The following is a 22,919-nucleotide window of genomic DNA, read 5'->3' as shown; positions in this document are numbered from 1 at the left end:
CACCTTGAGCGAACTGCACTCTTTTTTTCTGGGAGTTTCGTAAATGGCAGTTGCCTCCGGCGCCTATAAGAAAGCCCTCGAGGGCGACCAATTACCTAAAGAGGTGTTGGTCAAAATCGACCGGGTCACGAAGAAGTTCGACGAGACGATTGCCGTGGACGACGTGTCCCTGGAAATCAAGAAAGGCGAAATCTTCGCCCTGCTCGGCGGTTCGGGATCGGGCAAATCTACTTTGCTGCGCATGCTCGCAGGATTCGAGCGTCCAACCGAAGGACGGATCTTCCTCGATGGCGTAGACATCACCGATATGCCGCCGTACGAGCGGCCGATCAACATGATGTTCCAGTCCTACGCCTTGTTCCCGCACATGACCGTGGCGCAGAACATTGCCTTCGGCCTCAAGCAGGACAAACTGCCGGCCGCGGAAATCGATGCGCGCGTGGCCGACATGCTCAAGCTGGTGCAGATGAGCCAGTACGCCAAGCGCAAACCGCATCAGCTGTCCGGTGGTCAGCGTCAGCGTGTGGCCCTGGCCCGCTCCCTGGCCAAGCGGCCGAAGCTGCTGCTGCTCGACGAACCGATGGGGGCACTGGACAAGAAACTGCGTTCGCAAATGCAGCTGGAGTTGGTCGAGATCATCGAGCGCGTCGGCGTAACCTGCGTCATGGTGACCCACGACCAGGAAGAGGCCATGACCATGGCCGAGCGCATCGCGATCATGCACCTGGGCTGGATCGCCCAGATCGGCAGCCCGATCGACATCTACGAAACCCCGACCAGCCGCCTGGTCTGCGAATTCATCGGCAACGTCAACATCTTCGACGGTGAAGTGATCGATGACGCCGAAGGCCACGCGACCATCACCTGCAAGGACCTGGATCGCCAGATCTATGTCGGCCACGGCATCAGCACCTCGGTGCAAGACAAGTCCGTGACCTACGCGATCCGCCCGGAAAAACTGCTCGTGACCCCAACCATGCCGACCTGCGAATACAACTGGTCCAGCGGCAAGGTGCACGACATCGCCTACCTCGGCGGTCACTCGGTGTTCTACGTCGAACTGCCGAGCGGCAAGATCGTCCAGTCGTTTGTCGCCAACGCCGAGCGCCGTGGCCAGCGGCCGACCTGGGGTGATCAGGTCTACGTGTACTGGGAAGACGACAGCGGCGTGGTGCTTCGCTCATGAACATGCGCAAATTCAAACGCCGCCTCAATCGAATAATTCCCGGTGGCCGTCAGTTGGTCATCGGGGTTCCTTTCATCTGGCTGTTCCTGTTCTTCATGTTGCCGTTCTTCATCGTCCTGAAGATCAGCTTCGCCGAAGCCGACGTGGCCATTCCGCCGTACACCGAGATCTACAGCTACGCCGAGCAGAAACTGCAGGTGCTGCTGAACCTGGGCAACTACGCGACGCTGGCCGGCGACGAGTTGTACATCGCCGCCTACCTCGGCTCGTTGAAGATGGCGCTGATCAGCACCATCCTCTGCCTGCTGATCGGCTACCCGATGGCCTACGCCATCGCCAGTGCCCGCAAAGAGCTGCAAACGGTGCTGGTCCTGCTGATCATGATGCCGACCTGGACCGCGATCCTGATCCGCGTGTATGCGTGGATGGGGATCCTCAGCAACAACGGTCTGCTCAACGGTTTCCTGATGAGCATGGGCTGGATCAACGAACCGCTGCAGATCCTCAATACCAACCTGGCGGTCTACATCGGCGTGGTTTATTCCTACCTGCCATTCATGATCCTGCCGCTCTACGCCAACCTGGTGAAGCACGACCATAGCCTGCTGGAAGCCGCGTCCGACCTGGGTTCGAGCACGTTCAACAGCTTCTGGAAGATCACCATTCCATTGTCCAAAAACGGCATAGTCGCGGGCTGCATGCTGGTGTTCATTCCGGTGGTGGGTGAGTTCGTGATCCCGGAACTGCTCGGCGGTCCGGAAACCCTGATGATCGGTAAAGTGCTCTGGCAAGAATTCTTCAACAACCGTGACTGGCCGGTGGCTTCTGCCCTGGCGGTGGTGATGCTGGCGATCCTGATTGTGCCGATCATCCTGTTCAACCGCAGTCAGGCCAAGGAAATGGAGGGTAAAGAATGAAGCGCTTCCGTTTCTCCAGCCTGATGCTGGTATTGGGTCTGTTGTTCATTTATGCGCCGATGCTGATCCTGGTGATCTACTCGTTCAACGCCTCGAAACTGGTGACGGTGTGGGGCGGCTGGTCGATCAAGTGGTACGTCGGTCTGCTCGACAACACCCAACTGATGGGCTCGGTGGTGCGCTCGCTGGAAATCGCCTGCTACACGGCGGTAGCGGCGGTGGCACTGGGTACACTGGCGGCGTTCGTCCTGACCCGTATCACCCACTTCAAGGGTCGTACCCTGTTCGGCGGCCTGGTGACCGCGCCGCTGGTCATGCCCGAGGTGATCACCGGTCTGTCGCTGTTGCTGCTGTTCGTGGCCATGGCGCAGATGATCGGCTGGCCGCAGGAACGCGGCATCGTCACCATCTGGATCGCTCACACCACGTTCTGTGCGGCGTATGTGGCGGTGGTGGTCTCGGCGCGTTTGCGTGAGCTGGACCTGTCCATCGAAGAAGCGGCCATGGACCTCGGCGCACGGCCGTGGAAGGTGTTCTTCCTGATCACCATCCCGATGATCGCGCCATCCCTGGGGGCTGGCGGCATGATGTCCTTCGCCCTGTCCCTGGATGACCTGGTGTTGGCGAGCTTCGTGTCGGGCCCGGGGTCCACGACCCTGCCGATGGAGGTGTTCTCGGCGGTGCGCCTGGGCGTGAAGCCGGAGATCAACGCCGTGGCCAGTCTGATTCTGCTGGCGGTGTCGCTGATGACGTTCCTTGTCTGGTTCTTCAGCCGACGCGCAGAAGAAGCGCGCAAGCGTGCGATCCAGCAGGCCATCGAAGAAAGCGCGGCCGATTCGTGGAAGCAACCGGACGTGCGTCGCGCACAGGCACCGGAAGCGGCTTGAGCCTGATGTGGGGTTGGCCACCATTTCGTGGCTGACCCTGATCCACTGTAGGAGCGAGCCTGCTCGCGATGGACTCCCAGTCGACATCTTCGTTGACTGACACTCCTTCGCGAGCGGGCTCGCTCCCACAGGTGGTTTGGAAATCAGGCAACCCAGGGAGAATTGCGGATGACCTCGACAAAGTTCATCGGTTTGAACCCTGGCTCCTGATCCACCAACACATCCGTCTTCACGTTGCCGAACGTGGTCTGTGGACGATGGCGCAAGCCGTCGGCAAAGGCGCAGATGATGCACTCCTTGAACCCTTCGCCTCGTGGATGCGCATGCACCACGGCTTCGCGCTGCACGGGGGTAAAGGCCGCATAGTCGATGCCCAGCACGTCCATTTCGACGCCAGCGGTCACCAGCGCGACGGTTGGACGCAAATGCCGGGGCACGCCTGGGGTGGTGTGCAGGGCGATCGACAACCAGACTTGCTCGATATCGTCGTCGCTGAGCCCGTAGGGCTTGAGGAACGCGGCCGCCGCATTGGCACCATCGACTTCGAAGCGCTCGTTGTCGCTACGGTAGCCTTCCACCAGGCCGAGGTCATGGAACATCGCGCCGACGTACAACAGCTCAGGGTTGTAGGCCAGTTGCTTGCGTTCGCCGCTTAACGCACCAAACAGAAACACCCGACGCGAGTGGTGGTAGAGCAGGTCTGATTCGATGTCGCGGATGTATTCGGTGGTGGCTTTGGCCAAGGCGCTGTCAGGGATTTTGATGCCGGCAATGGTGGTGCTCATGGGAGTTCCCTCGTGATGAACGCCGTGGCGGCGCTGAGGGTTTCAGTCTGTTCGTCCACCCCGGAGCGAACAATCGATCCATGGCTGCGATCCCGGCCAATGAGCGTGCATATCGCGCCAACCTCGCTTGTTGGGTGTGGATTGGCTAAGTTTGCACACAGCCCCTGTAGGAGCGAGCCTGCTCGCGATGGACGTCAACGATGACGCGGGCTGTCTGGATAAACACAGCGCCCTCACGGCCATCGCGAGCAGGCTCGCTCCTACAGGAGACGGTGTGATCCGATCCATAAAAGGCCATTCACGTCATGAGTAAAACCGTTGCCATCGTGGTATTCGCCGGCGTGCAGTCGCTGGACGTCACCGGTCCCATGGACGTGTTTTCCGAAGCCAATCGATTTCTCGCCCCTGAGGATCACTATCAGCTGCAAGTGATAGGCGTCGAGCGCGGCGCGATGGCGTGCTCCAACGGCCTGTCACTCAACGCCCATCGACATTTCAGCGAAGCATTGCAGGCCTGCGACTTGCTGTTGGTGGCGGGTGGACCTCAGTTGCCGTTCACGGATTTTGGTGCGGCATTCAATGCCTGGCTGCACGATGCCTGCGGCCGGGCGCAACGTTTTGGCTCGATCTGCAATGGTGCATTCATGCTCGCCCGGGCGGGTTTGCTGGAGGGGCGGACCGTGACTACGCATTGGAGTGATGCCGCCGCGTTGGCGGCGCTTTGCCCAACGACTCGGGTCGAAGCCGATCGCTTGTACGTGCAGGATGCCGAGCTCTACACCTCGGCCGGCGTCACGGCGGGGATCGATTTGTCGTTGTACCTGCTGGGTCGCGACCATGGGCCGGAAGTGGCCTTGAGCGTGGCCAAACGACTGGTGGTGTTCACCCAGCGCTCGGGCGGCCAGTCACAGTTCAGCCCGTTCCTGACGCCCCACGCCGAACCGACTTCGGCAGTGGCGATGGTGCAGCACTACGTGCTGGCGAACCTGACCGGCGACCTGACCATCGCCGATCTGGCCAATGCCGCCAACATGAGCGCGCGCAACTTTTCCAGGGTGTTTGCCAGGGAAGCGAAAATCACCCCGGCCGAATTCGTCGAGCGGGCCAGGGTAGACGCGGCGCGGGTGATGCTGGAAAGCACGGGTGCGCCGCTCAAGACAGTGGCCTATCAATGCGGCTTCCGCGATGCCCAGCACATGCGCAGTGTGTTCAACCGCAGGCTGGGGGTGACGCCGCAACAGTTCAGGCTGAACTTTGCGGCGATGGTTTGAGCCAGGATTTGCGCTCTTCTCGCGGGCCTCATCGCTAGCAGGCTAGCGCCCACAATGGATCTGCGTACACCAGACCAATGTGGGCGCTAGCCTGCTAGCGATGGGGCCAGTCCAGCCAAAACAAATTTACTGAGCACCCCGCGCCGGCAACAGCTTCAACGTACTGCGCGTATTGGCCGTCACCTCTTCATCATTGAGGTGCGCCTGATAATACAGCCCCTCAATGTAGGCCTCGGCCTGATCGTCATAGTGACGGTCGAACAGCACGCCGCTTTGGCCGACCGGGTTGACGGTCAGGCTGTGGGCCGGGTCGGCGAAGTCGATCAGGCGCCGGGTCGACGGGCCATAAGTCACCGGCCAAGGCGCCGGGCCGATCTTGGCCGACAGGTTGTTTGGCACTTCATGGCTGCCGGGGGCCGCGAACGGGCCGACATTGAAAATCAGGTCCAATGGTTTTTGCTGCCCCAACGGGTGGCCATGGGTCAGCGTATGAGCCTTGCCCCACTGCCATTGCGCGAAGTCCGGACCGAGGGTGGTCTTGAGGTGGGCGATGCTGGCCTGCCACGCAGCCTTGACGGTATCGGCCCGGGTTTCCTTGCCAAGCGTGTTGCGATTGTCCCACCAGGGTGAGTCGGGGCTGGCGGCCAGGCGTGGTAGTGCGGCGTCGATCACGCGGGTCGAAAGCAGTGTTTCGAAGAAGTCGTTGCCCAATTCATCGTGCATCGTCGCGTCAGCCAGATTGAACAGGAACTGGTTGAACAGCGTGGCGCTGGTGGATTCCAGCGGGTAGTCGCCCTTCCACTGAGCCAGTTGCTCCACCAGTTTGAGTTCGGCCGGATCGCTGACCACCGAACGCAACACCGGCAGCAATGGCGCCAGGAGGCGAGGGCCGTAGGCGGTGGTGGTGCCCAGTTGCAGCTTCTGGCTGGATTCCAGGTCCCACTTGATGCCCTTGTCGCTGAGCTGTTGATTGAGCTGCTGACCACGGTCGGCGAGGTTGTAATAACCGGGAATCTCCATGCCCGTCGGTGACACCGGCTGGAAGTTGGCCGAGACGATGTAGCCCCGCGCCGGATTCTCTTCCTGCGGGTTGGCGCTGAAGGGGTAGAAACCGTCCTTGTCAGCATCAGCGGTGCTGCCGTCAAGGATAAAGCCGGGGCGCACGCCCGCAGGGCGCTTGGGTAGCTGAGCGGCGGCCCACCAGCCGATGTCACCCTTGGCGTTGGCCCAGACGATGTTCAGGCCGGGTGCCTGGACCTTGGCGGCAGCGCTGCGGGCCTTGGCCAGGGTGTCGGCGCGATTGAGCTGATAGAAGCCCTCGAGGATCGGGTTCTGGCTTTCGAGAAAACCCCACCACATGGCGATCGGCGTCTTGCCCACGCCGCTGCCCAGCGCATCGTTGACGATCGGGCCGTGGGGCGACTGGCGCAACATCAGTGTGACCGGTGCCTGACCCTTGACCGCGATTTGCTGTTCGCTGGTCACCATGTCCACCCATTTGCCGCGATACCAGACCTGGTTGGGGTTATCCGGATTAACCTTCTCGGCAATCAGGTCGAGGTCATCGTTCTGGAACATGGTGATGCTCCAGCCGAAGTCACGGTTCATGCCCAGCGAGGCGAAGGGCATCAACGCCTGATAATGGCCGTAGAGTTCGAAACCCGGCGCCGAGAGTTGCGCTTCATACCACACCGATGGTGCGGAAAAACGGATATGCGGGTCACCTGCCAGCAGCGGTTTGCCACTTTTGGTTCGGCTGCCGGCGACGACCCAGGCGTTGCTGCCTTCGAATTGCGGCAGGCCATTGTCGGCCAGTGCCTGTTCGCTGAGGCGGGCGAGGGCGTTCAGGTCTTTCCAGTCTGTACTGGCCAGCGACAGCGCCGTGCCGTTGTGACGCTTCGCCAATACGCCTTTGGGCTGCCAGTCGAGATCGAAAATGTTCAGGTAGTCGGCGCCCAACTGATCGCGCACGTAGGTCAGCAGGGGTTCGGTGCGAAACGCCGCGGCAAAACTGTAGGCCATGTAACCGGCGATGCTGATGGTGTCCCGGGCCGTGAACGGGCGCTTGGGGATGCCCAGTACATCGAACTCCACGGGTTTTGCGTGAGTGTCCTGATACTGGTTGATGCCATCCAGATAGGCCTGCATGGCGATGAAGGCGGGGGATTGTTTGTCCAGGTTCGCGAGGTAGGTTTCGGCGCGCTCGCGAATGCGCAGGCTGCGCATCAACTTGTCAGTGTCGAGCAGTTTCGGCCCCAGCACTTCGGCCAGCTCGCCACGGGCCAGGCGACGCAGGATTTCCATCTGGAACAGCCGGTCCTGGGCATGGACGTAGCCGAGGGCGCGGTACAGATCGGATTCGTTTTCGGCGCGGATGTGCGGGATGCCACGTTCGTCGTAGCGCACCGTGACCGAACCTTGCAGGTGTTGCAGTTCCACCATGCCCTGGCGTGACGGCTGTTTGCTGTAGACGTACCAGCCGGCTCCAGCGGCAAGCACGACGATCAGCAAACCGAGTGCGGCCAGGCTACGTTTCATGGTGTCTCCTTGTTGTCATGTGTGAACAGCGATTCCCAGGCGCCACTGTTTAACATGGCAGGCCGGTTTGGCCCATCGCTCGTAGGAGGGATTCGTCTGGCCCTGTGTTTCCCTACTTTGCGGTATCGACGCGCCAGGGGCAGTAACAACCCACCGCGAGCGTGTGCGTGGCACTCACTTCACGACCTTCGTTCAGTGCTTGCAGAATCGGTTCGATAAAGCTGTTGCTCGAGTTGCAGGTCAGGCCCTCGCTGTAGGGGCCGAAATACGCCAGTTTGCCGCTGCGATCCCAGATCGCCACGGCCGGGCTGGCAGGGATTTGCTCGGCACCGGGCAAAACCTCGATGCTTTTCAGACGGCTCAAGGTGCCGGGTAGCTGGCCATGGCTGCCGGGCTTTTGAACCGAAAAAAACTCCACCCCCTGCGGTACGTAGCGCTCGACCAGTTCGGTCAGGTGTTGTTGATTGCCGACATTGCACGGACAGGACGGGTCCCAGAAATGCACCAGGCGGATGGCGCCAGGGCCGGCGAGGTCAGCGGGCAGGCGCAGCGGATCACCGGAGAACAAGGCGGTGTGCTCGCTGAACGCACGCAGGTAACGTCCCTGAAACCAGTCGTAAGCAGCCCACAGCACCCCGGCACACACGAGCGCTAGCAGGCTGACAAACAGGGTGGCACGGGCGGGCGAGCGCATGGGTTCACTCCTTGAAAGTCGGCTAGCTTGCCATGCTTGCTGCGACAGATGAATATCGCAGATCCATAAAGTCCGTTTCACGCTCTGGAATCATTCATGCCGGCCACCTTCGACCCTGATCACCTGCGCGCCAGCCTGCGGCCATTGGCCGAGAGGCAGCCGCTGTCTTTAGAGGCACAGGCTTATCAGCGGTTTTACGGGCTGGATTTTTCTACGCGTAATGTTCGCAGCGGACTGGGGCGTTTTCAGGTCGATGGCTATGAAGTCGTCAGCCAGTTCTGGTGGCCCGAACGGGCGAAGGCGACGCTGTTTGTATTTCATGGCTTTTATGATCACACCGGACTTTATCGGCACGTGATCGAGTGGGCGCTGGATCAGGGGTTTGCCGTGATTGCCTGCGATTTACCGGGGCATGGGCTGTCCAGCGGCGAGCGGGCGAGCATCAGGGATTTCGCCGAATACCAGGACACCCTGCAAGGGTTGTTCAACGAGGCGCAATCCCTGGAGCTGCCGCAACCGTGGCATTTGTGCGGGCAAAGCACCGGCGGCGCCATTGTGATCGATCATGTGCTGAATGCGGGGGCGAGCAGCCCGGCACAGGGCCAGGTGATTCTGCTTGCACCGCTGGTGCGGCCGCGGGCGTGGGGTTGGTCGAAATTCAGCTATTACCTGCTCAAGCCTTTCGTCAAAGCCATTGCCCGACGCTTCAGCGAAAACTCCAACGACCCGGAATTTTTGCCCTTCCTGCAGGCCGATCCTTTGCAGCCACTGCGTCTGCCGACGGCTTGGGTAGGCGCGCTGGCACGCTGGATCAAACGCGTCGAAGCCGCACCGGCGAGCCCCCGGCGACCACTGATTGTGCAAGGCCAGGCGGACATGACCGTGGATTGGGAACATAACCTTGAGGTGTTGCGGGGCAAGTTTGATCGGCCGCAGGTGCTGATGCTGCCTGAGGCAAGGCATCATCTGGCGAATGAAATGCCGGCGTTGCGAGGGGAGTACTTCGGGTTCTTGACCAGGCGGATCAAGGGCCGGAATGGTCAGTGACCATGCGTGCCCCATCGCGGGCAAGACCGATCCCACAGGATTTGTGCCCTTTCAAAATGGACGAATGAGCTGTGGGAGCGAGCCTGCTCGCGATGGCGATGATCGGGCTCCCAAACATTATTGGGCCAGGTTCGACGTGCTTTGCCCCACCGCCAGCCCTGCCCGAATCGCCGCCAGGGCCGCCTGGTAATAAGCCTTGCCCTCTGCCGACTCGGCAAATGTGGCGAACTCTTCCAGTTCTTCATCCGACAGGTCGCGATAGACATACAGCAGGGTGTTGTTCAGGTCGCTGCCGATCTGCTCCATCAAGCGCTGGCGCTGTCCGTTCAACATACCTTGCGCCTGGCCGGCGCCGAGCAGGCCGGGGATCATCGCGCTCAGGCTGTCGGCCGCGACACCGGCAATCGCCAGGCTGACTTCCGCACCGGCCTCGCGAGCGGGCAGGGCCTGGGCCAGGTGACCGATGATCAACAGGCGGCTGTCGCTGGCCTGCATCTTCGGCAAGCCCTTGGCGTTTTTCGCCAGTTGATCGCGACGGGTCGCCAGCAATTCGGCGGCCACGATCTTCTTGCCCAGGGGCGACTGGAAGAAGTTCAGTGCCGGTTTCGGATCGGCGAGGTTCTTGCGCAGTTGCGATTCGGCGCGCTGGTCCACGGCTTTGGGGTCAAAGCGCTGATTGCTGTTGTTGACCAGTGCCTGGAACACGGCGGGTGGCAGGCTGCTCTGGTAGCGCTGCTGGGCGGCTGAAAGGGCATCGTTGAAATGCGCGCGTTGCTCTGGCCAGCCGGCGACCTTGTACAACTGGTCATGGCCGTCTGCCCAAGCGGGCAAAACGCAGAACATCAGCAGGGAGAAAAGCAAACGGCGCATAGGGACTCCTGTCAGCAGGCGACTATTCTCCGTGTGGCATACGGACTTGTCGAGAATTCGTATCAACCCGCTGCGTGGCTCTGTCGGATTTTCAGGCGCAGGAATACTATGCGCGCCATGCAAATACCTTCTGATCACCCGTTGCTGTTACGAATCGTCGATGACCTGGCCGCCAATGGCTGGTCGCAGCAGAATATTTTCCTGCCTCTGGATCTGACCCGAGCACTGGCGGCCGAGTGCCGTAAACGTGCTGCCGAGGGTGAACTGGCCCCGGCTGCGGTAGGTCGCGGGCCCACCTCGGAGATTCGCGAGGGCATTCGCGGCGATCATATCCAGTGGATCGAGCCCGGCCAGGCCGAGGCTTGCGACAGCTATCTGGGATTGATGGACAGCCTGCGCGAGGCCATGAACCGCGATCTGTTCCTGGGCCTGGAAGATTTCGAAAGCCATTTCGCGATGTACCCGCCGGGGGCGTTCTACCTCAAGCACGTCGACCGGTTTCGCGATGACGACCGGCGCATGGTCTCGGCGGTGGTCTACCTCAACGACGCCTGGCTGCCCGAACACGGTGGTCAGTTGCGCATGTACCTGGATGAAGGTGCGGCATACGATGTGATACCGACTGGGGGCTGCCTGGTGGTCTTCCTGTCGGGCGAAGTTCCCCATGAAGTGTTGCCTGCGACCCGCGAGCGCCTGTCGCTGACCGGATGGTTCCGGCGTCGCGGCAACGAGCCGTTCTGATCATGCAGAAAATTCTGGTAAGCCGCTGTCTGCTGGGGCATCGCGTACGTTACGACGGCGGGGCCAGCGGGCCGTTCGATCCGCTTCAGGCATGGCTCGACGAAGGCCGCGTCGTGCCGTTGTGCCCGGAGGTCGCCGGAGGATTGCCGACGCCACGGGCCGCTGCCGAAATTCCCGGTGGGCAGGGTGGTGAGGTGCTGGATGGCCAGGCGTCGGTGCTGACGACCGAGGGTGAGGACGTCAGCGCGCAGTTTCTGAGTGGTGCCCGTCAGGCACTGGCGCTGGTGCAACAGCACGGCATCGGCATTGCCATCCTCAAGGCCAACAGCCCGTCCTGCGGCAATCTGCAGACCTATGACGGCACGTTCAGCGGGGTGAAAGTCAGTGGCGAAGGCGTGACGGCTGCACTGCTCAAGCGCCACGGCGTGCAAGTCTTCAGCGAGCTGGAGCTGGCTGAAGCGGCGGCAGCCCTCGCGGCGCTGAACCGACCCCTGTAGGGGCTGGCCTGTCGGATCGCCGCATCGCAGCGATGGTCGTCAACGATAACGCGTGTGAGCTGGGTAAACGCGGCGCACTGGAGTCCTTCGCGAACAAGCTCGCGCCTACAGCGTCATTGTTTCAGCGTTACACCCGCATCTGCCCCAAACCACTTCTCCTCCAGCGCCTCAAGCCGGCCATCGGCCTTGATCCGCTGCAATGCGTTTTCCAGGCTGGCATGAAATGCCGGATTGCCCTTCTGAAACGGAATCGCCAGGTTCACGGGCGAACGGGTTTTCGGCTTCTCTTCTGTCAGTGATTGCACCAGCAGCATTGAGCGTGGCTCATCCTTCTGCGCGATCAATTGTGCATCGGCGCGACTGTAAGGTTCGCTGAAGTCGAAACGTTCCTTGAGCGCCGGGGTCTCTGTTATGTGATTGATGGCGATGTCGTACTTGCCGCTTTCGACACCGGTCAGCAAATCGCTGCCGTCGGTGACGACGAAGTCAGCCCGAACATCCAGTTCGTCGGCGAGCATTTGACCCAATTCAACTTCGAAGCCCTCAAGCTTGTCGTCTTTCTTGAAACTGAAAAGGGGTGTATTAGCCTCAAGGGCTATGCGCAGTTCACCGCGGTCGTTGACGTCATCAATCAGTTCGGCATGAGCCAAAGGGCTCAGAAGGGGTAGCAGGCAGATCAGGCCAGGCAGAAAGCGCATGGTCACTCCTTTGAATTTTTTATCGCGACCCTCTGATTCAGGCTCGCTTTGCTATGGTTGTCGAGTGCCTTCGACAACGATTGACCATGAAGTTGTGATGGTCATGCGGATTTTACGGAAAAACTGGAGAAGAGAATGAAAACCTTTATGTCACGTGCTGCTTTGGCTGGCCTGCTGATGGGCGTTTCTGTGCTGGCCAGCGCGGCCACAATGGCACCCGAGGGTGCAGTAGTGTCCATTGTTTCTCCCGCGGACGGTGCCACGGTTCCGCAAACTGTCGTTGTCAAATTCGCTGTCGAGAACATCGCGCTGGCGCCAGCAGGCGATACCACCAAGAACACGGGCCACCATCACTTGTTGATCGATGTCGACAAACTGCCGGCGGCGGGCGCGCCGATTCCCAACGATGCCAACCACCTGCACTTCGGCAAGGCACAGACCCAGGCTGAAATAACCCTGACACCGGGCAAACACACGCTTCAGCTGGAATTGGGCGACAGTGGCCATATGCCGTTCGATCCGCCGATCGTTTCGAAGAAGATCACCGTCAATGTGAAATAAAAAAGGGAGCCCGCTTCGCTGGGGCTCCCTTTTTTATAGCTGCAAGCTTCAAGCTATAAGCCTCAAGTAAAAGCAGAGGCGAGCGCTACTTGCCGCTTGAAGCTTACAGCTTGTAGCTGCTGCTAGAACAACACGCGGCTACGGATGGTGCCGTTGACGTGTTGCAGCTTCTCTTGCGCCAGTTCCGAGTACTCGGCGTCTACGTCGATAACCACATAGCCGACTTTCTCGTTGGTCTGCAGGAACTGACCGGAAATGTTGATGCCGTTTTCGGCGAAGACCTTGTTGATCTCGCTCATCACACCCGGAATGTTCTCGTGGATGTGCAACAGGCGGTGCTTGCCAGGGTGAGCCGGCAGGGCCACTTCCGGGAAGTTCACGGACGATACCGAGGTACCGTTGTCGCTGTACTTGACCAGTTTTTCTGCCACTTCCAGACCGATGTTGGCTTGCGCCTCGGCGGTGGAACCACCGATGTGCGGGGTCAGGATCACGTTGTCCAGGCCACGCAGCGGGCTTTCGAACTCTTCGTCGTTGGAGCGTGGCTCCACCGGGAATACGTCGATGGCAGCGCCGATCAGGTGCTTGTCCTTTATGGCGGCGGCCAGGTGGTCCAGTTCGACCACGGTGCCGCGCGCGGCGTTGATCAGGATGCCGCCCTTCTTGATGGCGCGGATTTCCTTCTCGCCGATCATCCATTGGGTCGCAGCGGTTTCCGGCACGTGCAGGGTCACGATGTCGGACATGCCCAGCAGCTCGTTCAGGCTGCCGACCTGGGTGGCGTTACCCAATGGCAGCTTGGTCACGGTGTCGTAGAAGTACACCTGCATGCCCAGGCCTTCAGCCAGGACCGACAGTTGAGTACCGATCGAGCCGTAGCCGACGATGCCCAGCTTCTTGCCACGGATTTCGAATGAGTTGGCCGCGCTCTTGATCCAGCCGCCACGGTGGCAGGAAGCGTTCTTCTCAGGGATGCCGCGCAGCAACAGGATTGCCTCGGCCAGCACCAGCTCGGCAACGGAACGCGTGTTGGAGTACGGTGCGTTGAACACAGCGATACCGCGCTCGCGGGCCGCGTCCAGGTCGACCTGGTTGGTGCCAATGCAGAAACACCCTACAGCCACGAGCTTTTTCGCGTGATCGAAGATCTCTTCGGTCAGTTGAGTGCGCGAGCGAATGCCGATGAAGTGAGCATCTGCGATCTTTTCCTTGAGCTGGGCTTCCGGCAGAGAACCTGTGAGGTACTCGATGCTGGTGTAGCCCGCCGCCTTGAGGACGTCGACAGCCGATTGGTGGACGCCTTCGAGAAGAAGGAACTTGATCTTGCTCTTATCGAGAGAAGTCTTGCTCATCTGCGTAAACCTGTATCCCGGAGAAAAATGGCAGGAAATGGTCAACAGACGCTGACCCGGACGACAAGAATGCCGTCGCCGCAGAACAGCCGTTGGGCACTATGCTGCGGGGTCGGTATGCTAGCATATGCGCCCCGCTAAACACTCATTCCTGCGACGTGAAGCGTTCTCAGGATGACCATGAATTGTTCGAGAGTTCTGTCGATGACCAATCCTGCCCTGATTGATGAGCTGAAGACCCTGGTTGAGCCCGGCAAGGTGCTGACCGATGCCGACTCCCTGAATGCTTACGGTAAGGATTGGACCAAGCATTTTGCCCCGGCCCCGACCGCCATCGTGTTCCCGAAGACCACCGAACAGGTCCAGGCCATTGTCCTGTGGGCCAATAAACACAAGGTGGCCCTGGTGCCATCCGGTGGCCGTACCGGGCTTTCCGCCGCCGCCGTGGCCGCTAATGGCGAAGTGGTCGTGTCGTTCGACTACATGAACCAGATTCTCGATGTGAACCTCACCGACCGCACCGCCGTGTGTCAGCCGGGCGTGGTGACCGAGCATTTGCAGAACGTGGCCGAAGAAAACGGCCTGTACTACCCGGTGGACTTCGCTTCGGCAGGTTCGAGCCAGATTGGTGGCAATATCGGCACCAATGCCGGCGGAATCAAGGTGATTCGCTACGGCATGACCCGTAACTGGGTGGCCGGCATGAAAGTGGTCACCGGCAAGGGCGACGTGCTGGAACTCAACCGCGACCTGATCAAGAACGCCACCGGCTACGACATGCGTCAGCTGTTCATCGGCGCCGAGGGCACCCTCGGATTTGTGGTCGAAGCGACCATGCGTCTGGATCGGGCACCTAAAAATCTCACCGCGATGGTCCTCGGCACAGCCGATTTCGACTCGATCATGCCGGTGCTGCACGCGTTCCAGAGCAAGCTCGACCTGACCGCCTTCGAATTCTTCTCCGATAAAGCCCTGGCCAAAGTCATGGCCCGTGGCGACGTGCCGGCCCCGTTCGAATCCGATTGCCCGTTCTACGCACTGCTCGAATTTGAAGCGACGACCGAAGAAGTGGCCAATCACGCGCTGGAAACCTTCGAGCACTGCGTCGAGCAGGGCTGGGTGCTTGACGGCGTGATGAGCCAAAGCGAAACCCAGCTGCAGAATTTGTGGAAACTGCGCGAATACATCTCCGAAACCATTTCCCACTGGACGCCATACAAAAACGACATTTCGGTCACTGTGTCGAAAGTCCCGGCGTTCCTTAAGGAAATTGACGCGATCGTCGGCGAACACTACCCGGATTTCGAAATCGTCTGGTTCGGTCACATCGGTGACGGCAACCTGCACCTGAACATCCTCAAGCCCGACAACCTGAGCAAGGACGAGTTCTTCGCCAAGTGCGCGACCGTCAACAAGTGGGTATTCGAAACCGTCGAGAAGTACAACGGTTCGATCTCTGCCGAACACGGTGTTGGCATGACCAAGCGTGATTACTTGACCTACAGTCGTTCCCCGGTTGAGATCGAGTACATGAAAGCCGTCAAAGCGGTGTTCGACCCGAGCGGCATCATGAACCCGGGCAAGATTTTCGCTGTTTGATTTTCGAATTCAAGCGCTACGAACCAGGAGTCGGTCCATGAGCTATCAGCACCAGTATGTCGACGGTACGCGTATTCATTTCCCGCTGGGGAAAGTGGTGTGCATCGGCCGTAACTACGCGGAACACGCCAAGGAACTGGATAACCCGGTCCCGACCGAGCCATTGCTGTTCATCAAGCCGGGCAGTTGCGTGGTGCCTCTGGAAGGTGGTTTCAGCATTCCGGCCGACCGCGGTTCGGTGCATTACGAGGCGGAAATCGCGGTGTTGATCGGCAAGCCATTATCGACCAAGCCAAGCCGTGAAGAAGTGCTCGACGCCATCTCCGGTTTCGCCCCGGCCCTGGACCTGACCCTGCGCGACAAGCAGGCCGAGCTGAAATCCAAGGGCCTGCCCTGGGAAATCGCCAAGTCCTTCGACGGCGCGGCGGTGATTGCACCGTTCGTATCCGGCAGCACCTTCGCCGACCTCACCGACATCGGCATTCGCCTGACCATCAACGGCGAAGTTCGCCAGGATGGCAACAGCAGCGCGATGCTCAACCCGATCGTGCCGATGATCCAGCACATGGCTGGCTGCTTCTCGCTGCAGGCCGGTGATGTGATCCTCACTGGCACGCCAGTGGGCGTGGGGCCGTTGAATGTCGGTGATGAGATTGTCCTGGAACTGCCGGGCGCCAGCCGCTTCACCAGCAGCGTTCGTTAGTCGAGACACCGCTGAATCTTGTGGGAGCGCGCTTGCTCGCTCCCACAAGACGTTCCCGCCATTTCCCGTTTTTTTCACATTCTGTCTGGATAATTCCAGGGTTTCGGCGTCTGAGCCGATCCCAACTGTGCTATTACCCATAGCCTGAATTTCTGGATGCATTCCCCCGATGGCTACCCAACCGCTGCTCACGCCGAAACCTACCCGTCGTTCGCGCTTCGCCATGCGTTGGTATTCCTGGCTTTTGCTGGTCGTCGTCGCCGCCTACGGCCTCGCGTTTGCCATGCATTGGGACAATCGTGGCGTGTTGTGGGTGCGCGAGCAGTTCAAGAGCCCGGCCGAGCGCCAGGCGAGCGTCTGGCTGCCGGATTATCGCGCGGTGATCGACGCCAAGCCCCTGCCGGGTATGGAAAAGGACGAAGCGTCGGACCTGGCCTACGATCCGCAGACCAAAACCCTGTTTTCGGTCATGGGCAAAAACCCGTTTCTGGTCGAGTTGACGTTGCAGGGCGATGTGTTGCGCAAAATGCCGCTGGTGGGCTGGAGCAATCCGGAAGGCGTCACGGTGCTGGGTAACGGCTTGCTGGCCATTGTCGATGAGCGCGCGCACCTGATAACCATCGTCAAGGTCGATGCCGACACCCGCGAGCTGAACATCGCCAACTTCCCGAAATACGACCTCGGGCCGTCGAAAGACCAGAACAAGGCGTTCGAAGGGGTCACCTGGGACTCGCGCAATCAGCAATTGATGCTGGGCGAAGAGCGCCCGCCAGCATTGTTTACCTGGAAAGGCGACGGCAAGGTGCTGACCGGAGACAAGGTCAAGCTTGCCAGTCATGCACTGGACATGCGCAATCTCTCGGCCCTGGCCATCGATCCGCGGACCGGGCACATGCTGGTGCTGTCCGCCGATTCCCACCTGTTGCTGGAGCTGGATAAAAAGGGCGCGCAGGTCAGCTTCATTGCCCTGCTGGGTGGTTTCAATGGCCTGAAAAATACCATTCCCCGCGCTGAAGGCGTGACCATGGACGAGGCCGGCACGCTGTACATGGTGAGTGAGCCCAACCTGTTCTACCGCTTCGAAAAACAACGCTGACCAGCGGCTGTTCCTGCATTGTTTTTCAGCGCCAATGACCTTTAAGCTTGAATTCAGACAGGCGTGATATTTCATCCGCCTGTTTTGATTCCGAGCTACCTGAATGCGTCGACTTGCCCGCCCCAAACCATTGATAGTGATTCTCTCGGTGATTGTGCTGATCGTGTTGTCTGCGGTGGGCCAGTACCTGCGCCTGTTCGAGCGCGCCTGGTTCAACCTGAACACGCTTTGGCAGCCGATGAATGCGCAATCCATTGGCCTGGACCGCTATCAGGTGGTGCTGGAGGGACAAGTCATCGAAGGCCTGGATGACGATGTCTCGGCGTTGACCTTCGACCCGGTACGCAAAAGCCTGTTCACCGTGACCAATAAAAACGCCGAGCTGATCGAGCTGTCCCTCGACGGCAAAATTTTGCGTCGCGTGGCATTGATCGGCTTCGGCGATCCGGAGGCCGTTGAGTTCATCAGCGCCGACACCTACGTGGTCACTGACGAGCGCCAGCAGCGCCTGATCAAGATTCACCTGGAGCAGGGCGCTACCTTCCTCGATGCGGCGGACGCCGAACAGATGACGCTTGGCGTGCACATGAGCGGCAACAAGGGGTTTGAAGGATTGGCATACGACTCGGTGGGCAAGCGCCTGTTTGTCGCCAAGGAGCGCGACCCGATGTTGATCTACGAAGTGCACGGGTTTCCGCATTTCAACCCGGAAAAATCCTACGCGGTGCATGTCATCAACAATCCCAGGCGTGATGCCGGGATGTTCGTGCGGGACCTGTCGAGCCTGCAATATGACGAGCGCAGTGGCCACCTTTTGGCGCTGTCCGACGAGTCGAGGCTGATTCTTGAGCTGGATGTGGACGGTCGACCGCTGAGCACCCTGTCGCTGAACAAGGGGCGGCAGGGGTTGCAAAAGACCGTTCCGCAAGCGGAGGGGATCGCCATGGACGACGACGGCACGATGTATCTGGTGAGCGAGCCGAACTTGTTCTACGTCTTCAAGAAGCCGCCGCAGAACTGATAAACACCCCAAAACAACTGTGGGAACAAGCCCGCTCCCACAGGTTTTTCATGTGCCCACAAATGAGTGGGCAGCCCGGGTTACTCAGCGCGCAGGGTCTTCACGCCTTCAGGGGTCCCCAGCAACAGCAAATCCGCAGGGCGCGCGGCGAACAGGCCATTGGTGACCACGCCGACAATCGCGTTGATCTGCTTTTCCAGTTCCACTGGGTTGGTGATCTGCATGTTGTAGACGTCGAGGATGATGTTGCCGTTGTCGGTCAGCACGCCTTCACGGTAGACGGGGTCGCCACCGAGTTTCACCAGTTCACGGGCCACGTGGCTGCGGGCCATCGGGATCACTTCCACCGGCAGCGGGAAAGTGCCCAGAACCGGCACCAGCTTGCTGGCGTCGGCGATGCAGATGAAGGTCTTGGCCACGGCCGCGACGATCTTCTCGCGGGTCAAGGCAGCGCCACCGCCCTTGATCAGGTGCAGGTGTTCGTCGCTTTCATCGGCGCCGTCGACGTAGAACTCCAGGTCGCTCACGGTATTGAGCTCGTACACCGGAATGCCATGACCCTTGAGGCGGGCGGCCGTGGCTTCGGAGCTGGCGACCGCGCCGTCGAATGCACCCTTGTGCTGGGCCAGGGCGTCGATGAAGCAGTTGGCGGTGGAGCCGGTGCCGACCCCGACGATGCTCTTGTCATCGAGTTTCGGGAGGATGAAGTCGACGGCGGCCTGAGCCACTGCCTGTTTGAGTTGATCCTGGGTCATGCGGGCTCCGAGGTGCCGAATAGGGGAAACGAAAGGCCAGCATTATAGGCCTTGGGAGCGGGGCAGGTCATTGCCCGATTGGCGGGTCAGAGGCACGCCCAATTACTGTAGGAGCGAGCTTGCTCGCGATGGTCGTGAACGATAATGCGTAAAACCAGATACCCCGCGGTGCCTTTGGTTTTTTGCGAGCAAGCTCGCTCCTACGGGGAGTGATCTCTTTCGGGTGACCTAAAACCACCGGTTTAGTGTGGTCGCCTGCCTAAAAGCCGGGTTAGACTCCGTGGTCCTGCCCAACCCGCTCAGTGATGCTTTCCGATGCTTGAACAGTACGTCAAAAAGATCCTCACCTCGCGCGTTTATGACGTTGCCGTAGAAACTCCATTGCAGACTGCCCGTCAGCTCTCCGAGCGGCTGGGCAACAGTATTTTGCTCAAGCGCGAAGACTTGCAGCCGGTGTTCTCGTTCAAGATTCGCGGCGCTTACAACAAGCTGACCCAATTGAGCGATGAAGAGCGCGCCCGTGGCGTGGTCACCGCTTCGGCGGGCAACCATGCGCAAGGCCTGGCCCTGGCGGCCAAGGTGTTGGGCGTGAAAGCGACCATCGTGATGCCCAAGACCACCCCCGAGATCAAGGTCGAAGGCGTGCGCTCCCGTGGCGGCAAAGTGGTGCTGCACGGCGATTCGTTCCCGGAAGCCCTGGCCTATTCGCTGAAACTGGTCGATGAAAAAGGCTACGTCTACATCCACCCTTATGACGATCCCCACACCATTGCCGGGCAGGGCACGGTGGCCATGGAGATTCTGCGCCAGCACCCAGGGCGCCTGGACGCGATTTTCGTCCCGGTGGGCGGTGGCGGGCTGATCGCCGGTATCGCGGCTTACGTGAAATACCTGCGTCCCGAAATCAAGATCATCGGCGTCGAGCCGGACGATTCCAACTGCCTGCAGGCCGCCATGGCGGCCGGTGAGCGCGTTGTGCTGCCGACCGTGGGCATCTTCGCCGATGGCGTTGCGGTGGCCCAGATCGGCCAGTACACCTTTGATATCTGCAAAGACCATGTCGATGAAGTGATTACCGTCAGCACCGACGAAATCTGCGCCGCGATCAAGGATATCTACGACGATACCCGCTCGATCACCGAACCTGCCGGCGCCTTGGGCGTGGCGGGGATCAAGAAGTACGTCGAGCAACACGGCGTCACCGGGCACACCTTCGTGGCCATCGATTCCGGCGCCAACGTCAACTTCGACCGTTTGCGTCACGTGGCCGAGCGTGCCGAGCTGGGTGAAGGTCGCGAAGCCATCATCGCCGTGACCATTCCCGAGAAGCCGGGCAGCTTCAAGGCGTTCTGCGAAGCCATCGGCAAGCGCCAGATCACCGAATTCAACTATCGCTACAACACCGGCAGCGAGGCGCACATCTTCGTTGGCGTGCAGACGCACCCGGAAACCGACCCGCGCAGTGCGCTGATTGCCAGCCTCAGCGGGCAAGGCTTCCCGGTGATCGACCTGACCGACAATGAACTGGCCAAGTTGCACATTCGCCACATGGTCGGCGGCCGTGCGGCCCAGGTGGTCGATGAAGTGATCCTGCGCTTCGAATTCCCTGAGCGTCCGGGTGCATTGTTCAACTTCCTCAGCAAGCTCGGCGGGCGCTGGAACATTTCGATGTTCCACTACCGCAACCATGGCGCGGCGGATGGCCGTGTGGTTGCCGGGCTGCAGGTGCCTCACGATGAGCGTCATCTGGTGCCTGCGGCGCTTGAGGAAATCGGCTACCCGTACTGGGACGAAAGTGACAATCCGGCCTATAAGCTGTTTCTCGGCTGAACGGCTACGCTGATGGGCAAGTCATAAGGAAATCGAGCCATGGAAACGTTGACTGCCCTGAAAGCGGCGCACTTGGTGGCGACAGTCGTGTTGCTGCTGGGCGCATTGGGCTTGGGGATCTGGGTCTGGCGGGCCCGGCGCAACGGTGATGCGACGGCGGCAAGTCGCACCCTGCAAAGGCCGCGGGTGTTTGTCTGGCTGTTGATGGGGCTGGCGCTACTGAGCATGCCGTTTACCGGCTGGTGGATGGTCCACCTGGTGGGCTGGCCGCTTGGGCAGACCTGGCTGCTGGCGTCGAGCGTGCTCTACACCGTGGCGGCGCTGGCGTGGTTCTGGCTGCTGGTGCGCCTGAACAAGCTGCGCAAGACGCCGGGTGGCGTAGGGAAATTCACCTTTGCCCTGGCGTTGTTCAGTTTTGTCTGTTTTTTGGCGATCGCCGGGTTGATGGGCGCGAAGCCAGTGTAGGAGCGAGCCTGCTCGCGAAAAACCCAAGATCACCGCAGGGCATCAGGTGCCCCGCGTTTTCGTTAACGACCATCGCGAGCAGGCTCGCTCCTACAGTAGGGTCATCAGTCAGTCGCGCAGACTAATCACCGGCCAGCCACGCTTCTCGGCCTCGGCACGCAAATTCGCATCCGGATCGACGGCCACCGGATTCGCCACCTGCTCCAGCAACGCCAGGTCATTCATCGAGTCGCTATAGAAGTAGCTGTCTTCCAGCGAATGCCCAGTCTCCTCCAGCCAACGATTCAATCGCGTCACCTTGCCTTCACGGAAGCACGGCACGTCTGTGCTGCGTCCGGTGTAACGGCCGTCGACCATCTCGCACTCGGTGGCGATCAGGGTTTCGACGCCCAGGCGTGCGGCAATCGGTCCGGTCACGAAGCGGTTGGTGGCGGTGATGATCACCAGCTTGTCGCCGGCTTCGCGGTGACTGGTCAGCAATTCAATCGCCTTGGGCAGTACGATCGGCTCGATGCAGTCGCGCATGTAGTCGTTGTGCCATTGATCCAGCGTGGCCATTTCGGTGCGGCCGAGGACCTCGAGACAGAAATTCAGGTAGGCGTCGTTATCCAGCTTGCCAGCCAGGTAATCCTGATAGAACTCGTCGTTGCGTGTCTTGTAGGCCACGGCGTCGAGGAAGCCGCGCTCACAAAGGTAATCGCCCCACGCGTGGTCGCTGTCGCCGCCCAGAAGGGTGTTGTCCAAGTCGAATAAAGCCAGCCGCATTGCAGTTACTCGCTGAAAAGTCTGTAGAAAGGCGTCCAGAATACGGACTTTTCACAAGAGTGCACATAAGGTAGGCCGGCGCGTTGCTGCCTTCACGACCTTTGTGGAACAATGCGACGACATGCGTTTGCGAGGTTGTTGCCGTGATCGACCCCGATGGTTTCCGTCCTAATGTCGGGATCATTCTCACGAATGATGCCGGACAGGTGCTATGGGCTCGCCGTATCAATCAAGATGCCTGGCAGTTTCCCCAAGGTGGAATCAACCCCCAGGAGACGCCGGAAGACGCCTTGTACCGCGAGTTGAACGAAGAAGTGGGCCTGGAGCGCGAAGATGTTGAAATTCTCGCCTGCACCCGGGGCTGGTTGCGCTATCGTTTGCCGCAACGTCTGGTCAGGACCCACAGCCAACCGCTGTGCATCGGCCAGAAGCAGAAATGGTTTCTCCTGCGCCTGATCTCCAACGAGCAGCGGGTGCGGATGGATTTGACCGGTAAACCGGAGTTCGATGGCTGGCGCTGGGTCAGCTATTGGTATCCGTTGGGCCAGGTTGTGACATTCAAGCGCGAGGTGTATCGACGCGCCCTCAAAGAGCTTGCCCCGCGCCTTTTAGCGCGCGACTGACGACGGAGTTCGACCCCG

The 22,919-nt window shown here is 60.2% G+C and carries 23 protein-coding genes; 15 read left to right on the top strand and 8 right to left on the bottom strand.

The genetic code is table 11. From position 1 onward, the window contains the following. Window positions 1–43: 43 nt before the first annotated feature. From GQ39_RS23615 to GQ39_RS23605, 3 genes are read left to right on the top strand one after another with little or no spacing between them, the layout of a single operon-like run. Window positions 44–1,186, top strand: coding sequence for an ABC transporter ATP-binding protein (locus GQ39_RS23615; RefSeq protein ID WP_047534703.1), 1,143 nt, complete (start codon window positions 44–46; stop codon window positions 1,184–1,186). Continuing rightward, a complete protein-coding gene (locus GQ39_RS23610) occupies window positions 1,183–2,103 on the top strand; it encodes an ABC transporter permease subunit (protein ID WP_047534701.1) in 921 nt (306 codons plus the stop codon). Before GQ39_RS23615 ends, GQ39_RS23610 begins: the two co-directional genes overlap by 4 nt. After that, window positions 2,100–2,990 carry an ABC transporter permease subunit gene (locus GQ39_RS23605; protein WP_047534698.1) on the top strand — a complete coding sequence of 297 codons (891 nt, stop codon included), beginning with the start codon at window positions 2,100–2,102 and terminating at the stop codon, window positions 2,988–2,990. Before GQ39_RS23610 ends, GQ39_RS23605 begins: the two co-directional genes overlap by 4 nt. A gap of 143 nt (window positions 2,991–3,133) precedes the next feature. Here GQ39_RS23605 and GQ39_RS23600 read toward each other — a convergent pair whose 3' ends face one another. After that, window positions 3,134–3,775, bottom strand: a complete 642-nt coding sequence (locus GQ39_RS23600; protein WP_047534696.1) for an HD domain-containing protein — start codon at window positions 3,773–3,775, stop codon at window positions 3,134–3,136. Window positions 3,776–4,080: 305 nt separating this feature from the next. On the opposite strand from GQ39_RS23600, the gene GQ39_RS23595 reads away from it, so the two are divergent. Further along, window positions 4,081–5,046, top strand: a complete 966-nt coding sequence (locus tag GQ39_RS23595) for a GlxA family transcriptional regulator (protein WP_047534694.1) — start codon at window positions 4,081–4,083, stop codon at window positions 5,044–5,046. Window positions 5,047–5,172: 126 nt separating this feature from the next. On the opposite strand, the gene GQ39_RS23590 is transcribed toward GQ39_RS23595, so the two are convergent. Both GQ39_RS23590 and GQ39_RS23585 read right to left on the bottom strand, forming a co-directional pair. After that, the gene (locus GQ39_RS23590) at window positions 5,173–7,584 is read right to left on the bottom strand and encodes a penicillin acylase family protein (RefSeq protein WP_047534691.1); all 2,412 of its coding nucleotides are present in this window, start codon (window positions 7,582–7,584) and stop codon (window positions 5,173–5,175) included. 112 nt (window positions 7,585–7,696) lie between these two features. Further along, a complete protein-coding gene (locus tag GQ39_RS23585) occupies window positions 7,697–8,278 on the bottom strand; it encodes a DUF6436 domain-containing protein (RefSeq protein ID WP_047534688.1) in 582 nt (193 codons plus the stop codon). Between the two features lie 96 nt (window positions 8,279–8,374). On the opposite strand from GQ39_RS23585, the gene GQ39_RS23580 reads away from it, so the two are divergent. Continuing rightward, complete coding sequence (locus GQ39_RS23580; protein WP_047534685.1) at window positions 8,375–9,325, top strand: alpha/beta hydrolase; 951 nt, start codon at window positions 8,375–8,377, stop codon at window positions 9,323–9,325. Window positions 9,326–9,442: 117 nt separating this feature from the next. Here the strand turns inward: GQ39_RS23580 and GQ39_RS23575 are convergent, their stop codons facing one another. Then, window positions 9,443–10,195, bottom strand: coding sequence for a DUF2059 domain-containing protein (locus GQ39_RS23575; RefSeq protein WP_047534682.1), 753 nt, complete (start codon window positions 10,193–10,195; stop codon window positions 9,443–9,445). Window positions 10,196–10,303: 108 nt separating this feature from the next. Between GQ39_RS23575 and GQ39_RS23570 the strand changes: the two genes are divergently transcribed. Continuing rightward, window positions 10,304–10,936 (top strand): 2OG-Fe(II) oxygenase, encoded by a 633-nt coding sequence (locus GQ39_RS23570; RefSeq protein ID WP_047534680.1) that lies wholly within the window; start codon window positions 10,304–10,306, stop codon window positions 10,934–10,936. Window positions 10,937–10,938: 2 nt separating this feature from the next. Continuing rightward, on the top strand, window positions 10,939–11,433 hold the full coding sequence (locus GQ39_RS23565) for a DUF523 domain-containing protein (protein ID WP_047534678.1): 495 nt from the start codon (window positions 10,939–10,941) through the stop codon (window positions 11,431–11,433). Window positions 11,434–11,546: 113 nt separating this feature from the next. On the opposite strand, the gene GQ39_RS23560 is transcribed toward GQ39_RS23565, so the two are convergent. Next, window positions 11,547–12,131, bottom strand: a complete 585-nt coding sequence (locus GQ39_RS23560; RefSeq protein ID WP_047534677.1) for a transporter substrate-binding domain-containing protein — start codon at window positions 12,129–12,131, stop codon at window positions 11,547–11,549. Between the two features lie 135 nt (window positions 12,132–12,266). On the opposite strand from GQ39_RS23560, the gene GQ39_RS23555 reads away from it, so the two are divergent. After that, on the top strand, window positions 12,267–12,692 hold the full coding sequence (locus GQ39_RS23555) for a DUF4399 domain-containing protein (protein WP_047534675.1): 426 nt from the start codon (window positions 12,267–12,269) through the stop codon (window positions 12,690–12,692). A gap of 122 nt (window positions 12,693–12,814) precedes the next feature. Here the strand turns inward: GQ39_RS23555 and serA are convergent, their stop codons facing one another. Beyond that, entirely contained in the window at window positions 12,815–14,044 is a 1,230-nt protein-coding gene (serA, locus tag GQ39_RS23550) for a phosphoglycerate dehydrogenase (protein WP_047534672.1), read from the bottom strand. 204 nt (window positions 14,045–14,248) lie between these two features. On the opposite strand from serA, the gene GQ39_RS23545 reads away from it, so the two are divergent. From GQ39_RS23545 to GQ39_RS23530, 4 genes are all read left to right on the top strand, one after another. Continuing rightward, the gene (locus GQ39_RS23545; RefSeq protein WP_047534666.1) at window positions 14,249–15,643 is read left to right on the top strand and encodes an FAD-binding oxidoreductase; all 1,395 of its coding nucleotides are present in this window, start codon (window positions 14,249–14,251) and stop codon (window positions 15,641–15,643) included. A gap of 37 nt (window positions 15,644–15,680) precedes the next feature. Beyond that, window positions 15,681–16,346 carry a fumarylacetoacetate hydrolase family protein gene (locus tag GQ39_RS23540; RefSeq protein ID WP_047534660.1) on the top strand — a complete coding sequence of 222 codons (666 nt, stop codon included), beginning with the start codon at window positions 15,681–15,683 and terminating at the stop codon, window positions 16,344–16,346. 169 nt (window positions 16,347–16,515) lie between these two features. Further along, window positions 16,516–17,442: an SdiA-regulated domain-containing protein gene (locus GQ39_RS23535; RefSeq protein ID WP_047534657.1), complete on the top strand. Its 927-nt coding sequence runs from the start codon at window positions 16,516–16,518 to the stop codon at window positions 17,440–17,442. A 103-nt stretch (window positions 17,443–17,545) separates the two neighbouring features. Next, window positions 17,546–18,463, top strand: a complete 918-nt coding sequence (locus tag GQ39_RS23530) for an SdiA-regulated domain-containing protein (protein WP_047534653.1) — start codon at window positions 17,546–17,548, stop codon at window positions 18,461–18,463. Between the two features lie 80 nt (window positions 18,464–18,543). Here GQ39_RS23530 and rpiA read toward each other — a convergent pair whose 3' ends face one another. Then, complete coding sequence (rpiA, locus tag GQ39_RS23525; protein WP_047534650.1) at window positions 18,544–19,218, bottom strand: ribose-5-phosphate isomerase RpiA; 675 nt, start codon at window positions 19,216–19,218, stop codon at window positions 18,544–18,546. 315 nt (window positions 19,219–19,533) lie between these two features. Here rpiA and ilvA point away from each other — a divergent pair, with 315 nt between their 5' ends. After that, window positions 19,534–21,048, top strand: a complete 1,515-nt coding sequence (ilvA, locus tag GQ39_RS23520; RefSeq protein ID WP_047534649.1) for a threonine ammonia-lyase, biosynthetic — start codon at window positions 19,534–19,536, stop codon at window positions 21,046–21,048. A gap of 39 nt (window positions 21,049–21,087) precedes the next feature. Then, window positions 21,088–21,513 (top strand): DUF2269 domain-containing protein, encoded by a 426-nt coding sequence (locus GQ39_RS23515; RefSeq protein ID WP_047534647.1) that lies wholly within the window; start codon window positions 21,088–21,090, stop codon window positions 21,511–21,513. Window positions 21,514–21,621: 108 nt separating this feature from the next. On the opposite strand, the gene GQ39_RS23510 is transcribed toward GQ39_RS23515, so the two are convergent. Continuing rightward, a complete protein-coding gene (locus GQ39_RS23510) occupies window positions 21,622–22,278 on the bottom strand; it encodes an HAD family hydrolase (protein WP_047534646.1) in 657 nt (218 codons plus the stop codon). Window positions 22,279–22,421: 143 nt separating this feature from the next. On the opposite strand from GQ39_RS23510, the gene GQ39_RS23505 reads away from it, so the two are divergent. Beyond that, window positions 22,422–22,901 (top strand): RNA pyrophosphohydrolase, encoded by a 480-nt coding sequence (locus tag GQ39_RS23505; RefSeq protein WP_007897732.1) that lies wholly within the window; start codon window positions 22,422–22,424, stop codon window positions 22,899–22,901. Window positions 22,902–22,919: the final 18 nt, after the last annotated feature.

Origin of the sequence: Pseudomonas sp. 11/12A (genome assembly GCF_000800055.1) — a bacterium.
In the GTDB taxonomy this organism is placed as follows: domain Bacteria; phylum Pseudomonadota; class Gammaproteobacteria; order Pseudomonadales; family Pseudomonadaceae; genus Aquipseudomonas; species Aquipseudomonas mohnii.
Note: the sequence above shows the minus strand (reverse complement) of the source record. Positions and strands in the feature narration are given on the sequence as shown.